The 21,829-nt window shown below is 64.9% G+C and carries 20 protein-coding genes; 10 read left to right on the top strand and 10 right to left on the bottom strand.

The window, feature by feature from the left end; genetic code table 11:
- Positions 1-25 precede the first annotated feature (25 nt).
- On the top strand, positions 26-2,956 hold the full coding sequence (gene leuS / locus MMSP_RS03000) for a leucine--tRNA ligase (RefSeq protein WP_020785426.1): 2,931 nt from the start codon (positions 26-28) through the stop codon (positions 2,954-2,956).
- A gap of 29 nt (positions 2,957-2,985) precedes the next feature.
- On the opposite strand, the gene MMSP_RS02995 is transcribed toward leuS, so the two are convergent.
- The 10 genes from MMSP_RS02995 to MMSP_RS02950 form a co-directional block, all read right to left on the bottom strand.
- Positions 2,986-3,651: an SDR family oxidoreductase gene (locus tag MMSP_RS02995; protein ID WP_015353925.1), complete on the bottom strand. Its 666-nt coding sequence runs from the start codon at positions 3,649-3,651 to the stop codon at positions 2,986-2,988.
- Between the two features lie 40 nt (positions 3,652-3,691).
- Positions 3,692-4,195 (bottom strand): MarR family winged helix-turn-helix transcriptional regulator, encoded by a 504-nt coding sequence (locus MMSP_RS02990; RefSeq protein ID WP_011738458.1) that lies wholly within the window; start codon positions 4,193-4,195, stop codon positions 3,692-3,694.
- Between the two features lie 56 nt (positions 4,196-4,251).
- A complete protein-coding gene (locus tag MMSP_RS02985) occupies positions 4,252-5,001 on the bottom strand; it encodes an amino acid ABC transporter ATP-binding protein (RefSeq protein ID WP_020785425.1) in 750 nt (249 codons plus the stop codon).
- Entirely contained in the window at positions 4,998-6,767 is a 1,770-nt protein-coding gene (locus MMSP_RS02980) for an ABC transporter substrate-binding protein/permease (protein WP_020785424.1), read from the bottom strand. The genes MMSP_RS02985 and MMSP_RS02980 overlap by 4 nt, the downstream gene beginning before the upstream one ends.
- Positions 6,768-6,848: 81 nt before the next feature.
- On the bottom strand, positions 6,849-7,613 hold the full coding sequence (locus MMSP_RS02975; RefSeq protein WP_020727590.1) for a GntR family transcriptional regulator: 765 nt from the start codon (positions 7,611-7,613) through the stop codon (positions 6,849-6,851).
- 110 nt (positions 7,614-7,723) lie between these two features.
- Complete coding sequence (locus tag MMSP_RS02970; RefSeq protein WP_012392069.1) at positions 7,724-8,521, bottom strand: LLM class F420-dependent oxidoreductase; 798 nt, start codon at positions 8,519-8,521, stop codon at positions 7,724-7,726.
- 31 nt (positions 8,522-8,552) lie between these two features.
- Positions 8,553-9,464: an alpha/beta fold hydrolase gene (locus MMSP_RS02965; RefSeq protein ID WP_015353930.1), complete on the bottom strand. Its 912-nt coding sequence runs from the start codon at positions 9,462-9,464 to the stop codon at positions 8,553-8,555.
- 90 nt (positions 9,465-9,554) lie between these two features.
- Entirely contained in the window at positions 9,555-10,673 is a 1,119-nt protein-coding gene (locus tag MMSP_RS02960) for an inositol-3-phosphate synthase (RefSeq protein WP_011738462.1), read from the bottom strand.
- A gap of 61 nt (positions 10,674-10,734) precedes the next feature.
- Positions 10,735-11,277 (bottom strand): PadR family transcriptional regulator, encoded by a 543-nt coding sequence (locus MMSP_RS02955; RefSeq protein WP_011738463.1) that lies wholly within the window; start codon positions 11,275-11,277, stop codon positions 10,735-10,737.
- A gap of 155 nt (positions 11,278-11,432) precedes the next feature.
- Positions 11,433-12,302 (bottom strand): DUF1707 domain-containing protein, encoded by an 870-nt coding sequence (locus tag MMSP_RS02950; protein WP_012392072.1) that lies wholly within the window; start codon positions 12,300-12,302, stop codon positions 11,433-11,435.
- A 112-nt stretch (positions 12,303-12,414) separates the two neighbouring features.
- Between MMSP_RS02950 and MMSP_RS02945 the strand changes: the two genes are divergently transcribed.
- From MMSP_RS02945 to dnaB, 9 genes are all read left to right on the top strand, one after another.
- Entirely contained in the window at positions 12,415-12,849 is a 435-nt protein-coding gene (locus MMSP_RS02945; RefSeq protein ID WP_012392073.1) for a DUF5318 family protein, read from the top strand.
- Complete coding sequence (locus MMSP_RS02940; protein WP_106407437.1) at positions 12,824-15,379, top strand: transglycosylase domain-containing protein; 2,556 nt, start codon at positions 12,824-12,826, stop codon at positions 15,377-15,379. Before MMSP_RS02945 ends, MMSP_RS02940 begins: the two co-directional genes overlap by 26 nt.
- On the top strand, positions 15,376-17,016 hold the full coding sequence (locus MMSP_RS02935) for a glycosyltransferase family 87 protein (protein WP_020785422.1): 1,641 nt from the start codon (positions 15,376-15,378) through the stop codon (positions 17,014-17,016). Before MMSP_RS02940 ends, MMSP_RS02935 begins: the two co-directional genes overlap by 4 nt.
- Entirely contained in the window at positions 17,016-17,654 is a 639-nt protein-coding gene (locus MMSP_RS02930) for a DJ-1/PfpI family protein (protein ID WP_020785421.1), read from the top strand. Before MMSP_RS02935 ends, MMSP_RS02930 begins: the two co-directional genes overlap by 1 nt.
- Positions 17,655-17,777: 123 nt before the next feature.
- A complete protein-coding gene (rpsF, locus tag MMSP_RS02925) occupies positions 17,778-18,068 on the top strand; it encodes a 30S ribosomal protein S6 (protein WP_011738469.1) in 291 nt (96 codons plus the stop codon).
- A gap of 91 nt (positions 18,069-18,159) precedes the next feature.
- Entirely contained in the window at positions 18,160-18,675 is a 516-nt protein-coding gene (locus MMSP_RS02920; protein ID WP_020785420.1) for a single-stranded DNA-binding protein, read from the top strand.
- Positions 18,676-18,720: 45 nt separating this feature from the next.
- A complete protein-coding gene (gene rpsR / locus MMSP_RS02915; RefSeq protein WP_011738471.1) occupies positions 18,721-18,975 on the top strand; it encodes a 30S ribosomal protein S18 in 255 nt (84 codons plus the stop codon).
- Between the two features lie 42 nt (positions 18,976-19,017).
- Entirely contained in the window at positions 19,018-19,476 is a 459-nt protein-coding gene (gene rplI / locus MMSP_RS02910; RefSeq protein WP_020785419.1) for a 50S ribosomal protein L9, read from the top strand.
- 531 nt (positions 19,477-20,007) lie between these two features.
- A complete protein-coding gene (gene dnaB, locus MMSP_RS02905) occupies positions 20,008-21,390 on the top strand; it encodes a replicative DNA helicase (protein ID WP_012392079.1) in 1,383 nt (460 codons plus the stop codon).
- Positions 21,391-21,829: the final 439 nt, after the last annotated feature.

The raw sequence follows: 21,829 nt of genomic DNA, 5'->3' as shown, positions 1-21,829 counted from the left end.
AAGCCGCCCTTATACCCTGTTGGGCGTGACCGAATCGCCGACCACGACACCTGGCAGCACGTCCGGTGCCCCCTCTGGTGTCCCCTCCGGTGTTAACGACGCGGAATCCGACGCTCCGCGGCATCGCTACACCGCCGAGCTAGCGGCCGGAGTGGAGCGGACCTGGCAGCAGAACTGGGCCCGCCTGGGCACGTTCAACGTGCCCAACCCGGTTGGATCGCTCGCACCGTCGGACGGTTCCCCGGTGCCCGAGGACAAGCTGTTCGTCCAGGACATGTTTCCCTATCCATCCGGGGAGGGCCTGCACGTCGGGCACCCGTTGGGCTACATCGCCACCGACGTGTTCGCCCGCTATCACCGGATGAAGGGCCGCAACGTGCTGCATGCGTTGGGGTTCGACGCCTTCGGTCTGCCGGCCGAGCAGTATGCCGTGCAAACCGGCACCCACCCACGGACCAGGACCGAGGCCAACGTCGTCAACTTCCGGCGCCAGCTGGGCCGGCTGGGGCTGGGCCACGACAGCCGGCGGAGCTTCTCCACCACCGACGTCGAGTTCTACAAGTGGACCCAGTGGATCTTCCTGCAGATCTACAACGCGTGGTTCGACGCGGCAGCCAACAAGGCTCGCCCGATATCGGAGTTGGTCGCAGAGTTTGATTCCGGGGCCAGAAGTCTGGTCGACGGCCGGGACTGGTCCACGCTGTCGGCGGGGGAGCGGGCCGACGTGATCGATGACCACCGGTTGGTCTACCGGGCGGATTCGATGGTGAATTGGTGTCCTGGACTGGGCACGGTGCTGGCCAACGAGGAAGTGACATCCGATGGACGCAGCGACCGCGGCAACTTCCCCGTATTTCGCAAGCGGCTTCGGCAATGGATGATGCGGATCACCGCATACTCCGATCGGCTGCTCGACGACCTCGATGTGCTGGACTGGCCGGACCAGGTCAAGACCATGCAGCGCAACTGGATCGGGCGCTCGACGGGTGCCTCCGCGCTCTTTACGGCAACCAGGTCCAACGGTGAGACGGTCGGCCTCGAAGTGTTCACCACTCGCCCCGACACCCTGTTCGGTGCCACCTATCTGGTTCTGGCCCCCGAACACGACCTGGTCGACGATCTGGTTGGGGCCGGGTGGCCAGCCGGTGTGGACCCGCTGTGGACCGGTGGTGGTGCCACGCCGGCCGAGGCCGTGGCCGCCTACCGTCGCGCTATCGCGGCCAAGTCCGACCTCGAGCGTCAGGAAAGCAAAGAGAAGACCGGCGTCTTCCTGGGTAGCCACGCGATCAATCCTGCCACTGGCCAGCCGGTGCCGATATTCATCGCTGACTACGTGCTGGCCGGCTACGGCACCGGGGCCATCATGGCAGTTCCGGGCCATGATCAGCGGGACTGGGATTTCGCGAGAGCACTGGGACTTCCGGTCGTCGAAGTCATTGCCGGCGGCGACATTTCGCAGGCCGCCTACACCGGCGACGGCGTCCTGGTGAACTCGGGATTCCTCGACGGCATGAGCGTGGGGGAGGCAAAGCAGGCCATCACCGCTCGGCTGGAGTCCGACGGCCATGGCCAGGCCCGCATCGAATTCAAGCTGCGTGACTGGCTTTTCGCGCGTCAGCGGTATTGGGGTGAACCATTCCCGATCGTGTACGACGCGGATGGACGCCCGCACGCACTTGATGAGTCGGCGCTTCCCGTCGAACTGCCCGATGTGCCGGACTATTCGCCGGTGCTTTTCGACCTCGACGATGCGAACAGCGAGCCGTCGCCGCCGCTGGGCAAGGCGACCGAGTGGGTGCACGTCGAGTTGGATCTCGGCGATGGGCTCAAGCCGTACAGCCGCGACACCAACGTGATGCCGCAGTGGGCGGGCAGCTCCTGGTACGAGCTGCGCTATACCGATCCGCACAACGCAGATCGGTTCTGCGCCAAGGAAAATGAGACGTACTGGATGGGGCCGAGGCCGGCCGAACACGGCCCGGACGACCCGGGTGGCGTCGACTTGTACGTCGGTGGCGCCGAGCACGCGGTGCTGCATCTGCTCTATGCCAGGTTCTGGCACAGGGTGTTGTACGACTTGGGCCACGTCAGCTCTCGCGAGCCCTACCGCAAGCTGATCAACCAGGGCTACATTCAGGCCTTCGCCTATACCGACGCGCGGGGATCCTACGTACCTGCCGAAGAGGTCATCGAACGTGACGGCGGGTTTGTGTATCCCGGTGCCGACGGCGAGATCGAGGTCTTTCAGGAATTCGGGAAAATCGGTAAGAGCCTGAAGAATTCGATATCGCCCGACGAGATCTGCGACGACTATGGCGCGGACACCCTGCGGGTGTACGAGATGTCGATGGGCCCTATCGAGGCTTCACGCCCGTGGGCGACCAAAGACGTTATCGGCGCGTATCGCTTCCTGCAGCGGGTGTGGCGGCTGGTGATCGACGAAAACACCGGCGAGATCCTGGTGGCCGATACGCCCGCTGAGTTGGACACCGACACGCTGCGGGCGCTGCACCGCGCTATCGCCGGGGTGGCTGAAGACTATGCGGCACTGAGAAATAACACCGCGGTCGCCAAGCTGATCGAGTACACCAACTTCCTCACCAAGCGCCATCGCGATGCCGTGCCCCGAGCTGCCATCGAGCCGCTGGTGCTGATGGTGGCCCCGCTGGCCCCGCACCTGGCCGAAGAGTTGTGGCAGCGGCTGGGTCACACCACTTCGTTGGCGCACGGACCATTCCCGGCGGCCGATCCGGCCTATCTGATCGACGACACCGTCGAATATCCGGTTCAGGTCAACGGCAAGGTGCGGGGCCGGGTTGTGGTGGCCGCCGACGCGGATGACGATGCGGTCAAAGCCGCTGCCCTAGCCGATCAGAAGGTGCAGGCGTTCCTGGCGGGCGCAAGCCCGCGGAAGGTGATTGTGGTCGCCGGCCGTCTGGTGAATCTTGTTGTTTGACCGCGATTCCAAACCCGGGGCGGGTGTCCTCAGCGGGGTCGGATGACCACTTCGTGGACGTGACCGTCCGGTGGCGTGGCTACCACATTGGCCACCACCTCGGCGACCGTGTCGGCGCGCATGAACCTTGCGGGATCGTAGGTTCCGCCCTCGAAATCGACGAGCTCCCTCTGCATGTCGGTGTCGGTGCGGCCGGGATAGACGGTCGTCACGCGAAGCGTGGGCTCATCGGTGCGCAACGAGTCAGCAAATGCCCGTAAGGCGAATTTACTGGCCGAATAGGATGCCATCCCGGCGGAAACGTTGCGCCCGGCCCCGGAGTTGATGAAGACAACCTGGCCGCGGGCACTTCGCAGCGCCGGCAGCAGCGCCAGCGTAAGAGCAACGGCACCAAAGAGATTGACGTTGAAGGTGGCGCGCCATTCGTCGACGTGCGAATCGCCGAAATGCCCCGGGATGGAAAGTCCGGCATTGTGTATCAATACGTCGAGTTCATCGACGATCTCGCAGCTGGTTTCGATCGACTCGTCATCGGTGAGGTCCAGCGGAAACGTAGTGGCGCCGAACTGATCTGCCACAGCGTCGAGTTGGGCGGAAGGCCGACCGGCCAGCAACAGGGTGTGCGTCGGCGCCAATGCGGCAGCGATCGCAGCACCGATGCCGCGGCTGGCGCCGGTGATGAGTGCAGTTGGCATGGGTCTAGCTGACACCAATCCGTTTATCAGTCAATTACTTTCATCCCCGCCCGGGCGTGGCGGCGTCGTCCTCCGGGGCATTGGCGGGTTCGCCGCAGGCCAAGCGTTCGAGCGGGGTCAGAGCCGTCATCAGGGTTTCGAGGTCGGAGTGGGGGAGTTGGTCGAGCATCGCGGCCAGGGCGGCGTGCCGGTTGGCCAGCGACTTGGCGTGAACGGAGCGTCCTTGTGGGGTGATGTCGACAAGCACCGCCCGCAAGTCCGATGGGTCGCGCGAGCGTTTCACCAGGCCGATCTTCTCCAGGCGACGGATCGCCACGGTGGTGGTGGGAGTTCGCACCCGCTCATGCGCGGCCAAGTCGGTCATCCGGATGGGACCCCGATCGAGTAGGGTAACCAGAATCGATAATTGCGCCAACGTCAATTCGCCGGCGACCACTCCGTTAGGGTCGCCCCGGCGCAGTATCGAAAACAACTTGGATAACGCGCGGTGCAGACCCTCGGCCAGCTCCGTCACCTCGGGCGCGGTGGATTCGCTATCCGCCATAATTCGGCAGTCTAACCCGACATCTGGCCAGCGGTAGAGCCGATCTAGCCAGCCTGTCAAAGTACTTGGGCGAGAAACCGCTGCAGCCGTTCGGTGCGCGCGGCCTCGAATAGCTGCTCTGGGGGACCGGCTTCGACCACCGTCCCGTGGTCCATGAACACCACGGCATCCGAGGTTGAGCGGGCGAAACCCATTTCATGGGTGACCACAACCATGGTCATGCCGTCAGCGCCCAAGTCGGCGATCAGCGCCAAGATGCCCTTGACCATCTCTGGGTCCAGCGCCGAGGTTGCCTCGTCAAAGAACATCACCTGCGGGGCCATCGCGAGGGCACGCGCGATCGCAACGCGTTGTTGCTGCCCCCCGGACAACATGTCTGGGCGTGCATTGGCCTTGTGCTTCAGGCCAACTCGGTCTAGTTGGTCCAATGCGAGCATTCGCGCTTCTTCGTTGGATAGTCCGCGTAGCTTGCGTGGCGCCAGCGTGACGTTGTCGACAACGTTGCGGTGCGGGAACAGGTTGAAGTGCTGGAACACCATGCCGATGCGCTGCCGAAGGTCGTTGGGGTTGTCGCGCAATACCGATCGCCCGTCTAGCAGGATGTCTCCGCTGTAGGGCTCGTGCAGGCGGTTCAGGGTGCGAAGCAGCGTCGACTTGCCTGACCCGGACGGACCGATCACCGCCGCGGTGGTACCCGCGGGGACCTCCAAATCGACGCCACGCAGCACCACGCTGCCGCCCAGCGTTTGGTGAATACTCCTGGCCGCCAGACAAACCGGTTGTCGACCTGCATCCTGGCGGGTCACGTCATCTCCTCACCGATGGTGGAGCTGACGACTCCGGGGGGATCCTCCGGATCGAGGCGGCGGCGACCGCGGCGCAGCCGCGCGTCGATGTAGTTCACCAGATGCGTCAGCGGAACGGTCAACATCAGGTTGAAGATGCCCGCGGGCACCAGCGGCGACAGGTTGCCGGTTTGGGCGTTGAGGTCGCGCCCGACCTGGAAGAGTTCACGCTGTTGAGCGATCAGGCCAAGGAAGTACACCAGGGCCGAGGCCTTCAGCAACGCGATGAATTGATTGACCAGTGCGGGCAGCACCCGTCGCACGCCCTGGGGCACCACCACCAGCCGCATGGCCGCGGAGTAGCTGAAACCCAGCGCGCGGGAGGCCTCGAGTTGACCGGGGTCAACACTTTGGATTCCCGAACGCAGAATCTCACCGACATAGGCGCCGGCCATCAACCCCAGCGCCGCGATGCCCAACGGATAGGGATTGTTGTTGGTCAATCCGCCCACGATGGGTCCGACGCCCAACCCGATGATCAGGATGATCACCACCTCGGGCAGGCCGCGGAAAATGTCGGTGTAGACCCGGGCCGGCCAGCGCAGCCAGCGCTGGTGCGAGATTCCAGCGATCGCCAGCGCCATGCCGAGCGCCAGCCCGATGATGGTGGCGCTGAGGGTCAGGATCAACGTGTTGGGCAACCCGGTCTTGAACAACGTCGGGATGGCTTGCCGATACATGTCCCAGTCGAAGAAGGAGTCCCGCAACTGGGCCAGGGCCGATTTCGGTGCGGCCGGCCCCACCGGCTTGTGCCGATGGTTTGCGGCAATGGCTGCGAAATCGGGCAGGGTGGGCGCGGCGACGGCCCGAGAACCCGGCTTCCAGCCCGGCGGCAGGGTTCGGGGCACCCACTTGCTGTACAGCTGGGACCAGGTGCCGTCGGCGATGACGGCGTCCAGCCCCGCGTTGAGGGCATCGAGCAACGGCCGATTGTCTCGGGCCACCACATAGGCCACAAAGTCCCCCGCGCCGAACGTGTTCGCCACGAGCACGGCGGGATCGCCGGGCCGGATCGCCGCCTCGGCCTGATTGCCGGGTGCCACCCAGGCGTCGATCTGGTGGGTCTTGAGGCTGCCGTACACGGTGGCAAAGTCGGGGTACTTCACCGGTTGCAGATGCAGGCTGTTCACCACATAGGCCTCTTCGACCGTGCCCTGAACCACGCCGATGCGTTGCCCCGGCGCCAGGTCACTGAACTTGGTTATTGCCGAACCTGGGGGCACCACCAGCGAGTAGTAGCCGAAGTCGTAGCCGTTGGTGAAGGCGACCGTGCGTCGCCTCGCCTCGGTCAATTTGACCGAGGCAGAGCCAACGTCGAAGCGTCGCGCCGCCACCTGGGCCAGCAGCCCGGAGAAGTCGGTGCCAACAAAGCGGACTTGCAGGCCCAGCTTGGCTGCGATGGCGCGCAAGAGTTCGTTATCGAAGCCGGTGAACTGCCCGGTGGAGTTGATGCAAGTGTTGGGCGGAGCGTCGGACAGGGTGCCCGCCGTCAAGACTCCGGGCGTGCCTAGCCCCAGGTCGCCAATGTTCACCGAACTCAGCGGCACAACCCCCGCGGTGGTCTGGACGTCTTCGTCCGAGCCGGCAGTCGTCGCACTGGACAGATCGGCGGGCAGGACCATGGCACTGTCCACACCGGCCGGTGCGCACTGATTGTGGTCCGCCTGGGCGGGCGCCGCCAGCGCCAAGCCCAACACGATCAGGATCGTCGCGGACACCGCGAGCATTCTCGTCCCGCCGCGAGCACGGGGATGCACGGTTGAACTCATCACCGCCACCGTATCGATCAAGCGGGCGGTGTGTGCTGCTCAGAATGCGAGCCGGGTCGCCTCAGGGGTCTCGACAACAATTTTGGGCCGCGACGGCAGCGGCGCTACCGGCGCGGCCGTTGCATGGCCGTTGTTGCGGCACGCTTGCTCATGCGGGGTGAACACCTGGCGCCGAAACAGTTCGGTCAGCATCGTTTGCGCCATCAACTCGGAGCGGCCGCTACAGGCCGCGCGCGCGGCCTGCGGGTCACGTCGATGTATCGCCGAATGCTCGTCTTCGTAGAAGGGCAGCATGTCTTCGCGCCGGTACTGGTAGCTCGCCCAAAACGCGCCGGGTATCAGGTTTTGCGACGCGCGAATGAGGGCCTGCAGTCGTGGTCCCGCGTACTCCTCGTTGATCGTTCTGCGGTATTCCGAGGTGAGTTCGGCAAAGATCCGAGCGTCCTTGGCGGCGCGAAGCGTTCGCATCAGCCCGTCGAGCTCTCCCAGAATCCGAGGCGTGGGATTGGCCGCGGTGCGCGCGGACGCCATGCCATTGAGCACGCCCTCGAGCTCGTAGTGTTCGAGAACGGTCGATTGGTCGAAGCGTTCCACGAACGCTCCTCGGTGATAGCGCGTGGACACGACTCCGTCGTGTTCGAGCTGGACCAACGCCTCCTGGATGGGGACCCGGCTGACCCCGAGGCTCCCTGCGATCTCGTTGCGGTCGACACGGTCGCCGCTTCGTAGTTTGCCAGTCAGAATCAGGTTGAGGAGGTGCGCAACAACCTGGTCTTTTTCCTTGACCCCATATTTCTTTGGCATCGGTTTCGTCGAGTCTCTTTTCGGCCCGGTCCGGCAATCAGCGCTGGAAGTTTCTCACGACTGGGCACGCAAATTCTCAGATTTGACGATTAAATTTACGTTCTCGAAAGTCAGCGGCTGTCACGCCATCTGCACAACGCCTCGGCAGCTGCCAGGTCGTAGTCGGGCCCATCGCACCCGACGGTCAGCAGTGTGACTCCCAGACCGGCGAGTGCGTCGGCGTCGGCGCTGAGCCTGCCGCTGTCCTGAAGCGCGGCAGAACGCTCGATGGTGGCCGGATCCCGACCGACGTCGGCGCAGTGCCGGGCGAGCACCGCGGACTTCGCCGGGAACTCGTCAACGCCGGTGAAGCTGTGCCAGATGTCAGCGTGTTCGGCGACCAGCCGTAGCGTCTTGCGTTCGCCCCCGCCGCCGATCAGGACCGGAATGTCGCGAGTAGGCGCCGGGTTCAGCTTCGCCAGCCGCGTCTTGATCCGGGGGAGGGCGCCGGCTAGATCGTCGAGACGGCTGCCTGCGGTGCCGAACTCGTACCCGTATTCGTCGTAGTCCTTCTGCTTCCAGCCCGAACCGATCCCCAGGATGAGCCGGCCGTCGCAAATGTGGTCGACGGTGCGAGCCATATCGGCCAGCAACTCCGGATTGCGGTAGGAGTTGCAGGTCACCAGCGCGCCGATCTGGATGCGCGAGGTCTGTTCGGCCCAGGCCGCCAGCATGGTCCAACACTCGAAATGGGCTCCATCGGGGTCGCCGAACAGCGGGAAGAAGTGGTCCCAGTTGAAGGCGATGTCGACACCGATGTCTTCGCACCGGCGCACGGCATCGCGGATATCGCCGTAGTGCGAGGCGTGTTGTGGCTGCAGCTGAACGCCGATACGCAAAGGTCGATCGGGATGTACGGGTGAGGTCATGAGACCACCGTAGGCGCGTTGCGGCGCGGGCTCAGCGCCCGCCGAGCACCCCACGCAGGATCTCGACCAGGACCCGGGGTTGGTCGCTTTGCACCGAATGACCCGAGTTCTCGACCGTCTGTGCGCCACGAAAACCCTTCGCACGCCCGCGCAGCTCGGCGATGTCCTCGTCGCTGACGAAGCCCGACTTACCGCCGCGCACCAGGGTGACCGGCGCTGCCAACGCATCGACGTCCCAGAGGACGGCGAAGTCGGGGAAAGCGCGGATGGCGTCATAACGCCATGCCCAGTTGCCGTTCTCCAGCCGCCGAGAGTTGTGGAACACGCCGCGGCGCAGAGCCTTTACTTCGCGATGTGGTGCCGCGGCGACCGTCAGATCCAGCATGGCCTGGAAGCTGGGAAACTCCCGCTCTCCGTGCATCAGGGCAACCGTGCCGCGCTGCTCCGCGGTCATTTCAGCGTGGCGCTGCAAGGCAGAGGGGGTGACGTCGATGAGCACCAGCTCGTCGACGAGTTCGGGTGCCAGGGCGCCAAGCCGTATCGCGGTCAGCCCGCCTAGCGACATCCCGACAACGAATTCGGCTTCGGGTGCCAGCTCGCGCAGCGCCGGTACCAGTGCGTCCGCGTTGTGCTGGGGTGAATAGTCACCGTCCTGACGCCAGGCCGAATGGCCGTGGCCGGGAAGGTCCACCGCCAGCGCTGGTTCGCCAAGACCGACGATCACGGTGTCCCAGGTGTGGGCGTTTTGCCCCCCGCCATGCAGAAAGATCACCCGCGGGGCGCGGCCGCCCCAGCGCAACGCGCTGATCCTGGTCTCGGCCGCGCCGACTTCGATGCGCTCCACTTCCGGAAGCGGACCCGTCACCCCGGCCTGTTCGGCATTCTCGGCCAGCAGGTCGAACTCGGTGAGGCCGGTCAGATCGTCGGGGAAGGAGTCGGTCACACCTGCGACTCTACGAGCTGCGCCGAGCGTCACGCTGGGGTGACGCTCGGCGCAGAAAGCCACGCTGGCGTGACGCTCGGTAAGAAGGGGTTAGCCCTCGATGATGAACTCTTCGAGCTGGGTGCGCGCAACGTCGTCGGCCAGCTGCTTCGGCGGGCTCTTCATCAGGTAGGCCGATGCCGGGATGACCGGGCCACCGATGCCGCGGTCCTTGGCGATCTTGGCCGCCCGCACCGCGTCGATGATGATGCCCGCCGAGTTCGGCGAGTCCCACACCTCGAGCTTGTACTCCAGGTTCAGCGGCACGTCACCGAAGGCGCGGCCTTCCAGGCGCACGTAGGCCCACTTGCGGTCATCGAGCCAGGCCACGTGGTCGGACGGGCCGATGTGGACGTTCTTGTCCTCGACCTTGCCGGCCAGCGAGCCGGTGAGGTTGGACGTCACGGCTTGGGTCTTGGAGACCTTCTTGGACTCCAGGCGCTCGCGCTCGAGCATGTTCTTGAAGTCCATGTTGCCGCCGACGTTGAGCTGGTAGGTGCGGTCCAGGGTGACCCCGCGGTCCTCGAACAGCTTGGCCATCACGCGGTGGGTGATGGTGGCGCCGACCTGGCTCTTGATGTCGTCGCCGATGATCGGCACGCCGGCGTCCTTGAACTTCTTGGCCCAGGCCGGGTCGGAGGCGATGAACACCGGCAGCGCGTTGACGAACGCCACGCCGGCGTCGATGGCGCACTGGGCGTAGAACTTGTCGGCCTCCTCGGAGCCCACCGGCAGGTAGGACACCAGGACGTCGACCTTGTTGTCCTTGAGGACCTTCACCACGTCGACCGGCTCGTCGTCGGACAGCTCGATGGTGTCGGCGTAGTACTTGCCGATGCCGTCGAGCGTCGGGCCGCGCTGCACCACCACGTTGGTGGGCGCCACGTCGGCGATCTTGATGGTGTTGTTCTCCGAGGCGAAGATCGCGTCGGACAGATCGAAGCCGACCTTCTTGGCGTCGACGTCGAAAGCCGCCACGAACTTGACGTCGCGCACGTGGTACGGGCCGAACCGCACGTGCATGAGGCCGGGCACCATCGAGTTGTCGTCGGCATTTTGGTAGTACTCGACGCCCTGGACCAGCGAGGACGCGCAGTTGCCGACGCCGACAATGGCGACTCGTACCTCAGGCTGCGCACCCGGCGCGCCTAGCGGCTTCTTCTCACTCATTCGGGCGTTCTCCTAACCTCATTGCTTCTGCGGTGTCTAGGCATTGTTGGTTTGCGGGGGTTCAGGTCTGTTCAGCGTGATTGGGTGCGGCGCGTTCGGCGGCGATGAGCTCGTTGAGCCACTTGACCTCACGCTCGCTGGACTCCAGTCCGAGTTGATGCAGCTGGCGGGTGTAGCGGTCGAACGAGCTGCTAGCCCGGGCCACCGCGTCACGCAGGCCTTCCCGGCGTTCCTCCACCTGGCGGCGACGGCCTTCCAGGATGCGCATCCGCGCTTCGGCGGGGGTGCGGTTGAAAAACGCCAGGTGTACCCCGAAGCCATCGTCGGTGTAGTTGTGCGGGCCGGTGTCGGCAACCAGCTCGCCGAAGCGCCGACGGCCGGCATCGGTGAGCTGGTAGACCCGCCGGGCCCGCCGCACCGGCATCCCCGTGGGGGCGGCGTTCTCGGCGATCAACCCTTCGGCCTGCATGCGCCGCAGCGCGGGATACAGCGAGCCGTAGGAGAATGCCCGGAATGCGCCGAGCAGGCCGGTCAGGCGTTTGCGCAACTCATAGCCATGCATCGGCGATTCGATGAGCAGGCCCAGGATGGCGAGCTCCAGCATCGAACCACCTCCTTTGCATGCCTGGTTACGACGAACCGACGCCTCGCGCCATAGTATCGTCGCGATATATTCGCCACGACACAACCTACCGTTGGTGCGGTGTTAGTCACAGTTGGTTGGCGAGGAAAACCCGCTGAACGACGAGCCCGTTCGGGCTAGGACGGGTAGTTCACCTGTTTGATGGTGCCGTCGCCGGCAAAGGCGATGTATCCACTGCCGTAGTCGCTCGAGACGTATAACTGTAGCGATATCGCCCCGGGGGTGGTCGGGTCGCTCGCGGGGTTGATGGACAGGTACATGTTGGTGACGTCTTTCGGCTTCATCCCCAGGGTCTCCGCGGCCCCGCGCATGATGCCCACTGCCGTCTTCACGTCGAACTTGCCCAGGTCGACGAGTGCGGTGTCGGCGCCGCTTCGGGCGCTGCCGGTGGGATCCCCCCAGCCGCCGCGGTAGGTGTAGCTCAAGATCCTGCGTTCGTCGGCGGGGTCTTTGCGGTCCAGCACCGCGTACTCGGGATAGATCACCATCCGGTAGCCCATCGTGTCCCCGAACCTCTTGCGGGTTTGTTCCAGCAGCCCGGTCAGCCCGCCCAACGAGTGCAATTGCTTGGGCGGTGTCAGCACCACCGCCGCGACCCCGTCGGGCTTGGCGCCCGGGTCCGTCGTGAAGTCCAGCGGCGAACGGGTGTTTCCGTACAGGCCCCAGCCGATCGCAACACCTAACAAGATCGAGACACCCAACGCGGCCGCCAGCAGGCCAAGGCTGTTGCGCTGACCCCGGGACTTGAGGGCCGGCACCTCCGCGGGCGCACTCTCGGATTGCAGGTCGGCGACCAGGTGCTGCAGGTCACCCAACGTCACCGCCTGGGTTGCCGTGGCGACCCGCTGGCGATGCTCCTCCATCGAGAGCTGGCCGTCGCTGAGGGCACTGTCGAGAATCTGGCAGGCGTCTTGCCGGTCGGTGTCCTTGGCCCGGGTCGCCGCCGAGCCTCCACGCGCGAGTGATGCGCCTAGCCATTTCGCCACGCCGATGATCGTAGAAGTCCCCGCCGGCAGGTGGTCAACGAATACCCAGGAGACGCGCGATAACGGCATTGTTGCGTATCGGTGGTGCGGATCGCGACGTACTCTGGTCAGCGTGCGACTGCAGCGACAGGTAGTGGACTACGCGCTTCGGCGGCGCTCACTGCTGGCCGAGGTGTATTCGGGGCGCACCGGTGTTTCCGAGGTGTGCGACGCGAATCCCTATCTGCTGCGCGCGGCGAAGTTTCACGGGAAACAAAGTCAGGTGATCTGCCCGATCTGCCGTAAAGAGCAGCTCACGCTGGTGTCTTGGGTGTTCGGTGACCACCTGGGCCCGGTGTCGGGTTCGGCGCGTACCGCCGAAGAGTTGATCATGTTGACCACCCGGTTCTCCGAGTTCGCGGTGCACGTTGTGGAGGTGTGCCGCACCTGCAGTTGGAATCACCTGGTGAAGTCCTATGTCCTGGGTGCGGCACGTCCCGCACGTCCCCCGCGGGGAACCGGTGGCAAGCGCACGGCGCGCAATGGAGCCCGCACTGCCAGCGAGTAACGAAGGGCGCCACCACCAGCCGCCCAGCGACGCGCGGGGCGGTCCAGCGGGCGACGACATGGGCGGCCAATCCGGCAACGACGAACGGTCGCGTTCGGCGCCGGTTCCGCGTCGTGCGGTTCCTCCCGACGACAGGATGACCACGATCATTCCTGCGGTGTCGGATCCTCGCTCAGCTCGCCACGCCGACCCGATCGAGGAAGTCAAGGCCGCCCTGGACAGTCCGCCCTCGACGCCCCTGCAGCGTGATCGACTCGATCAGGTCAAGGCCGCGCTCGACGCCCCGCCGACGCGGCCCATCCGCAGCCGGCGCAGCGGCGGTGGGCTTCCGCCCGATGGCGGGGCGCCTCCACCCGCGGGTCCCGCGGGGCCTTCAGGTCCAACAGGTCGCTCTCGCGCCCGGTCCCACCGGTCCACGACACAGCGCGACTGGCTGCGCCGGATCAACTGGAAATGGGTGCGGCGCTCGGCCTACCTGGCCGCGGCGGTGGTCATCCTGCTGCCCATCGTCACCTTCACCATGGCCTACTTCATCGTCGATGTGCCAAGGCCGGGCGACATCCGCACCAATCAGGTGTCCACGATCCTGGCTAGCGACGGCTCCGAGATCGCCAAGATCGTTCCCCCCGAAGGCAATCGGGTCGACGTCAACCTCAGTCAGGTGCCCGAGCATGTCCGCGCCGCGGTCATCGCCGCCGAAGACCGCGGCTTCTACTCCAACCCGGGGTTCTCCTTCAGCGGCTTCGCGCGAGCGATAAAGAACAACTTGTTCGGCGGTGACCTGCAAGGCGGCTCCACGATCACCCAGCAATACGTCAAGAACGCGTTGGTCGGCTCGGCGCAACACGGGTGGAGCGGCCTGATGCGCAAGGCCAAGGAACTCGTCATCGCCACCAAGATGTCGGGGGAGTGGTCCAAAGACGATGTCCTGCAGGCCTATCTCAACATCATCTACTTCGGCCGCGGCGCATACGGGATTTCGGCAGCGTCCAAGGCCTACTTCGACAAGCCGGTCGAGCAGCTCACCGTGTCGGAGGGAGCCCTGCTGGCGGCGTTGATTCGGCGGCCCTCCACGCTGGACCCGGCGGTGGATCCCGATGGGGCGCTGGCGCGCTGGAACTGGGTGCTCGACGGCATGGTGGATACCAAGGCGTTGTCCGCCAAAGACCGGGCCGAGCAGGTATTTCCCAGGACCGTGCCGCCGGATCAAGCCCGCGCGGCCAACCAGACCACCGGGCCCAACGGGCTGATCGAACGCCAGGTCACCAAAGAGTTGTTGGAGCTGTTCAACATCGATGAACAGACCCTGAACACGCAGGGGCTGCAGGTCACGACCACGATCGATGCCCAAGCGCAGCAGGCGGCCGAAAAGGCGGTAGCGAAATACCTCGACGGGCAGGATCCCGAGATGCGGGCCGCGGTGGTCTCCATCGACCCGCACAACGGGGCCGTGCGCGCCTATTACGGCGGCGACAACGCCAACGGGTTCGACTTCGCCCAGGCCGGGCTGCAGACGGGATCCTCGTTCAAGGTATTCGCCCTGGTGGCCGCCCTTGAACAGGGAATTGGCCTGGGCTATGACGTCGACAGTTCGCCACTGACGGTGGACGGCATCAAGATCACCAATGTCGAAGGCGAGAGCTGCGGTACCTGCAACATCGCGCAGGCGCTCAAGATGTCGCTGAACACCTCCTACTACCGGCTGATGCTCAAACTGAAGGGCGGCCCGGAGGCCGTCGCCGACGCCGCGCACCAGGCCGGCATTGCCACCAGCTTCCCGGGCGTGCCCCACACGCTGTCCGAGGACGGCAAGGGCGGACCGCCCAACAACGGGATTGTGCTGGGCCAGTATCAGACCCGGGTGATCGACATGGCTTCGGCCTACGCCACGCTGGCCGCATCCGGGATCTATCACCGGCCACATTTCGTGCAGAAAGTCGTCAACGCCGACGGCCGGGTTCTCTTCGACGCCTCCACCGAAGACAACACCGGTGACCAGCGCATCCCCAAGGCGGTAGCCGACAACGTCACCGCGGCAATGGAACCCATTGCCGGATATTCGCGTGGTCACAACCTGGCCGGCGGCCGGCCGTCGGCCTCCAAGACCGGCACGGTGCAGTTGGGCGACACCAGCGCCAACCGAGACGCCTGGATGGTCGGTTACACCCCGTCACTGTCGACGGCCGTGTGGGTGGGAACGGTCAAGGGTGACGAGCCGTTGGTGACCGCCTCGGGCGCACCGATTTACGGCTCGGGCCTGCCGTCGGACATCTGGAAAGCCACCATGGACGGTGCATTGAAGGGCACCGAGGTCGAGAGCTTCCCCAAGCCCACCGAGATCGGCGGCTACGCCGGCGTGCCGGCACCGCCTCCACCTCCACCGGAGGCGCCGCCGCCCTCGGAGACCGTCATCCAGCCCACGGTCGAGATAGCGCCCGGGATCACGATTCCCGTCGGGCCGCCAACCACCATCACTCTTGCTCCCCCTCCGCCACCGGGGGCGCCACCCGCCGACAATCCGCCACCGTGACGGACGCACGGACACCACGTTGCGCCACCTCGCCCGAACCGCTAGCCAGGGATCTGCGTAGCGCCGACTACCGCGATTTCCCCAGCCGCACTGATGTTTTGGGGTCCGCGCTGGCGGGTGTGATCAGTGGACCGGTAGGCCGCCACGCGCTGATCGGTCGCGCCCGATTCATGACCCCGGTGCGGGTGATGTTCTTGATGGCCTTGGTTTTTCTGGCGCTCGGATGGTCAACCAAGGCGGCCTGTCTACAGACCACCGGCACCGGTCCGGGCGACGAGCGGGTAGCCAACTGGGACAACCAGCGTGCCTACTACGAACTGTGCTATTCCGATACGGTGCCGCTCTACGGGGCCGAACTGTTGAATCAGGGCAAATTCCCGTACAAGTCGAGCTGGATCGAGACCAACGGCGAAGGTACTCCCCAGATTCAGTACGACGGCCGAATTGCGGTGCGCTACATGGAATACCCGGTTTTGACCGGGGTCTACCAGTACCTGTCGATGGCGCTGGCCAAGACCTACACCGCATTGAGCAAGGTGGCCCCCTTGCCGGTGATCGCCGAAGTGGTGATGTTCTTCAATGCCTCGGCCTTGGGCCTGGCACTGGCCTGGCTGGCCACCGTCTGGGCCACCGCCGGGCTGGCGGGCCGACGGATCTGGGACGCGGCCCTGGTGGCGGCCTCACCGTTGGTGATCTTTCAGATATTCACCAATTTTGATGCGCTGGCAACGGCATTCGCGATGGGTGGCCTGCTGGCCTGGGCGCGACGCAAACCATGGCTGAGTGGTGTGCTGATCGGATTGGGCGCTGCTGCCAAGTTGTATCCGCTGCTGTTCCTGGGCGTGCTGGCGGTGCTGGGTATCCGGTCCGGACGACTCGGTGGCGTGCTGCGCGCCACGCTGGCGACCGCGGCAACCTGGCTGATGGTGAATCTGCCGGTCATGGTGCTCTATCCGCGGGGCTGGTCGGAGTTCTTCCGGCTCAACACCCGGCGCGGCGAAGACATGGATTCGCTGTACAACGTCATCAAGTCGTTCACCGGCTGGCGCGGTTTCGATCCCTCGCTGGGCTTCTGGGAGCCGCCGGTGGTGCTCAACACCGTGGTCACGGCGCTGTTTGGGCTGGCCTGTGCGGCCATTGTCTACATTGCGCTCACCGCGCCGCGGCGGCCGCGGCTGGCCCAAGTTGCATTCCTGGTGGTCGCCGCCTTCTTGTTGACCAACAAGGTTTGGAGTCCGCAGTTCTCGCTGTGGCTGGTCCCGCTGGCCGTGCTGGCGCTGCCGCATCGACGGGTTCTGCTGGCGTGGATGACAATTGACGCACTGGTGTGGGTACCGCGGATGTATTACCTCTATGGCAATGCCAGCCGTTCGTTGCCCGAACAGTGGTTCACCACAACGGTGCTGCTCCGTGACATCGCGGTGATGGCGCTGTGTGCATTGGTGATTCGACAGATCTACCGGCCCGAGGAGGACTTGGTGCGTTGGGACGGCCGAATCGACGATCCGGCGGGGGGCACTTTTGATCGCGCCGCCGATGCTCCTCCAGGGTGGTTGCCGGGTTGGCTGCGCCCGGTGCATTCACGACGGGTGACGGTGGCGGCCGCGCCCGAACCGGTCACGGTGGGGGGCCGGTGATGCAGGTCGCGATCCCGGTGTTTCCCCGGTTCACCGCGTTGGACGCGGTTGGCCCCTATGAAGTTCTGCAACGGATTCCGTCGATCGATGTGGTGTTCATCGGGCACCAGCGTGGTGAGGTGCGCACCGAAAACGGCATGCTCGGCGTGACCTGCGATGCCACCTTCGACGAAGTCGATGCGCCCGATGTCGTGGTGTTTCCCGGTGGCATCGGCACTCGGGGACTGCTCGAAGACGAAACCATCCGCGGCTGGCTGCAGGCGGTGCACCCGCACACCAGATTCACCACTTCGGTGTGTACCGGTGCGCTGCTGCTCGCCGCGGCCGGCTTGCTGGACGGATTGACCGCGACGACGCACTGGCGGGCCGCCGAACTGCTCAACGGGCTGGGTGCACGGTATGTGCCGCAACGAGTGGTCGAGCACCTGCCGCAACGGATCATCACCGCCGCCGGGGTGTCCAGCGGGATCGACATGGGATTGCGGCTGGTCGAGCTGCTGGTGGATCGCGAGGCCGCGCAGGCCACCCAACTGCTGATCGAGTACGACCCCGAGCCGCCGTTCGATGCCGGATCGCTGGCCAAGGCCGACGAAGGGGTCAGGGCCGGGGCGATCGAATTCCTCGACTCCCGCAAGTGAGCGGTCCATCCGATTTCGCAGGTTAAGCCGCGTCCGGTAGCCTGATGCGGTTGCCGACGCAGGCGACCCTTCTGCCGCGGAACTACCGTGGCCGTGCAGACCAGAGGAGGTGATGAGGTTCCCATGCGTCCATACGAAATCATGGTCATCCTTGACCCAACGCTCGACGAACGTACTGTTGCCCCGTCCCTGGAGACGTTCTTGAATGTCATCCGGAAAGACGGCGGAACGGTCGACAAGGTCGACATCTGGGGCCGGCGGCGCCTGGCCTACGAAATCGCCAAGCACGCCGAAGGCATCTACGCCGTCATCGACGTGAAGGCCGCCCCGGCGACGGTATCTGAGCTCGACCGCCAGCTGAGCCTGAACGAGTCGGTGCTGCGCACCAAGGTGATGCGCGCCGACAAGCGCTGACTGTCCGCTGTCAGCGCCGTTGCATAGGCTCGTGTGCAGGCTCGCTAAGACATGCTCATGACTACCCGCCAGGCGGATCCAGGAGGAAATTGTGGCTGGTGACACCACTATCACCGTTGTTGGAAACCTGACCGCTGACCCCGAATTGCGTTTTACGCCATCGGGTGCGGCCGTCGCGAATTTCACCGTGGCTTCCACGCCGCGGATCTATGACCGCCAAAGCGGTGAGTGGAAGGACGGCGAGGCGCTGTTCCTGCGCTGCAACATCTGGCGTGAGGCCGCTGAGAACGTCGCAGAAAGCCTTACCCGGGGAGCGCGCGTGATTGTCAGCGGGCGGCTCAAGCAGCGGTCCTTCGAAACCCGTGAGGGCGAGAAGCGCACCGTCGTCGAGGTCGAGGTCGAGGAGATCGGACCGTCGCTTCGGTACGCCACCGCCAAGCTCAACAAGGCCAGCCGCGGCGGCGGTGGTGGCGGCTTCGGCGGTGGCGGTGGCGGTGGGGCGCGTCAGGCGCCCGCGCAGGCCAGCAGCCCGGCAGGGGGCGACGACCCGTGGGGCAGTGCCCCGGCATCGGGTTCGTTCGGCGGCGACGACGAACCGCCCTTCTGAACCAACAGAATTTCAGACCAGTAAGAAACGGAAAGAAACAGACACATGGCCAAGTCCAACAAGCGTCGTCCGGCTCCGGAGAAGCCGGTCAAGACGCGCAAATGCGTCTTTTGCGCCAAGAAAGACCAAGCAATCGACTACAAGGACACCGCGCTGCTGCGGACCTATATCAGTGAGCGCGGCAAGATCCGTGCCCGCCGGGTCACCGGCAACTGTGTGCAGCACCAGCGTGACATCGCCCTGGCGGTGAAGAACGCTCGCGAGGTCGCGTTGCTGCCCTTCACCTCGTCGGCGCGGTAATCGACGGTAATCGCTGAAAGCCCAACGAAAGTACGTATAACGATGAAGCTGATACTGACGGCTGACGTCGACCACCTCGGTTCCGTCGGCGACACAGTCGAGGTCAAGGACGGGTACGGCCGCAACTTCCTACTACCGCGCGGGATGGCGATCGTCGCCTCGCGAGGTGCGCAGAAGCAGGCCGATGAGATCCGCCGGTCCCGCGAGACCAAGGCGGTACGCGACCGCGAACACGCCAACGAGATCAAGACCGCCATCCAGGCGCTCGGCTCGGTCGCGTTGCCGGTGAAGACGGCTGCCGACTCCGGCAAGCTGTTCGGCTCGGTCACCGCTGGTGACGTCGTGGCCGCCATCAAGAGGGCGGGCGGGCCGAACCTCGACAAGCGGATCGTGCGGCTGCCTAAGGCCCACATCAAGGCGGTGGGCACCCATCCCGTGGTGATGCATTTGCACCCCGAGATCGAGGTGGAGCTCTCCGTCGACGTGGTCGCGGAAAGCTAGCCCGCACTAACAAGCAATGTCCCCGGTGGCGGCCAGTGGCCGCCACCGGGTTTTGTGCTGCTCGGAGCCATATCCGAGATAGCTGGGAAGCGCGATGCGGCGGTGCCCGGCTGGCGAACTTTCCAGAGCATGGTTTCGGACGTGCCTCGTTACCACTGATTAACTTGGGGAAAATCTCGGCGAAAACCAACACGCCCGACGCAGTAACCTGACCCGACACGCCGAAGAGATTCTTGTCCACACTGAATGTCTGGCGTTGGATAGCGGTCACCTGCAGTGATGTATAGAAGGTCGGCCTTGATCCACAGGTTTTCCATACCCCCCTCACCACCGGCGTCAATGGATATGCACACACGATGCACAGGTTCATAAACAGCAGGCACTTGGAGTACTCGCCAGCAACGTCTACCATCGTCCCGTCGCAAGACGATGGGTGTGTGGGAGTGGGGGTTGTCGGTGCGGTGACTTACGCTCTGAAACTCAGCGATCGAATGTACGTTCGGATGCTTATTTCGGAGGAGGTGAGAGCCAATGGCTGTCGTTGACGACCTCGCGCACTCGGACAACATGGATGCCCCGCCGCCGAGTGAAGACTTCGGCCGGCAGCCGCCGCAGGATCTCGCCGCGGAGCAGTCGGTGCTGGGCGGGATGCTGTTGAGCAAGGACGCCGTCGCCGATGTGCTGGAGCGGCTGCGGCCCGGTGACTTCTACCGTCCGGCTCACCAGAACATTTATGACGCCATTCTGGATCTCTATGGGCGCGGGGAGCCGGCCGACGCGGTGACGGTGGCCGCCGAGTTGGATCGGCGCGGCCTGCTGCGGCGTATCGGCGGTGCGCCCTATTTGCACACCCTGATCTCAACGGTGCCGACCGCCGCCAACGCCGGCTACTACGCGGGCATCGTCGGCGAGAAGGCGCTGCTGCGCCGTCTGGTGGAGGCCGGCACGCGGGTGGTGCAATACGGCTATGCCGGTGCCGAGGGCGCCGATGTGGCCGAGGTGGTCGACCGCGCGCAGGCCGAGATCTACGACGTCGCCGATCGGCGGCTGTCCGAGGATTTCGTGCCGCTGGAAGATCTGCTGCAGCCAACGATGGACGAGATCGACGCCATCGCTTCCAACGGTGGGATCTCGCGCGGTGTGCCGACCGGATTCACCGAACTCGATGAGGTGACCAACGGCCTGCACCCGGGGCAGATGATCATCGTCGCGGCGCGGCCGGGTGTGGGCAAGTCCACGTTGGGCCTGGACTTCATGCGCTCCTGCTCGATCAAGCACCAGATGGCCAGCGTCATCTTCTCGCTGGAAATGAGCAAGACCGAGATCGTGATGCGATTGCTGTCAGCGGAGGCGAAAATCAAACTCGCCGACATGCGTTCGGGCCGGATGACCGACGATGACTGGACCCGGCTGGCGCGTCGGATGAGCGAGATCAGCGAGGCGCCGCTGTATATCGATGACTCGCCGAACCTGACCATGATGGAGATCCGGGCCAAGGCGCGCAGACTGCGCCAGAAGGCGAACCTGAAGCTCGTGGTCGTCGACTATCTGCAGCTGATGACCTCCGGCAAGAAGCACGAGTCGCGGCAGGTGGAAGTCTCGGAGTTCTCCCGGCATCTGAAGCTCTTGGCCAAAGAGATCGAGGTCCCGGTGGTCGCGATCAGCCAGCTCAACCGTGGTCCCGAGCAACGTACCGACAAGAAGCCGATGCTTTCGGACCTGCGTGAGTCGGGCTCGCTGGAGCAGGACGCCGACATGGTCATTCTGCTCAACCGCCCGGATGCATTCGAGCGGGACGACCCACGTGGGGGAGAAGCGGATTTCATTCTGGCCAAGCACCGGAACGGTCCGACTAAGACGGTGACCGTCGCGCACCAGTTGCACCTGTCGCGCTTTGCCAACATGGCCAGATGAGCCGCGGCAGCTATTTGGTCTCACGGATCGTGGCGGAATCTCGCGCGCGATGGCGGATCCGCCAAGTTCGTGAAGCACGCCGGCGGGTCGACGAATCCGAGGGCCTCGCCCGCAGCCATGTGACGATCAGCTCACCGAAGCAGCTTGATTCGATTGCCGGGCCGAGGTGATCGCCCTGGGTCGCAATGGAGGCAATGCGTCGACCACCAGTGGCTCAGTGGACTGCGGTCAGGATCGACGAACTTGTCAACGCGGCTGAATCGAGGACTCGCTCGCCGGCGGCTGTGACTGCCATGGGACGTCCGCGCTCGATGCGCCCGATCTGCAGTGTCAGGGGGGGCGATGAGTGATGGCTGTGCGCGGGGATGACAGGGAGCTTAGCGGCTCTGCGTGCCCAGCAGCCCAGTTGTTGTGCGGTAGGCGCGGCAGGCCGTACCCA

It is taken from the genome of Mycobacterium sp. 012931, from assembly GCF_000419295.1.
GTDB lineage: Bacteria > Actinomycetota > Actinomycetes > Mycobacteriales > Mycobacteriaceae > Mycobacterium > Mycobacterium marinum.
Note: the sequence above shows the minus strand (reverse complement) of the source record. Positions and strands in the feature narration are given on the sequence as shown.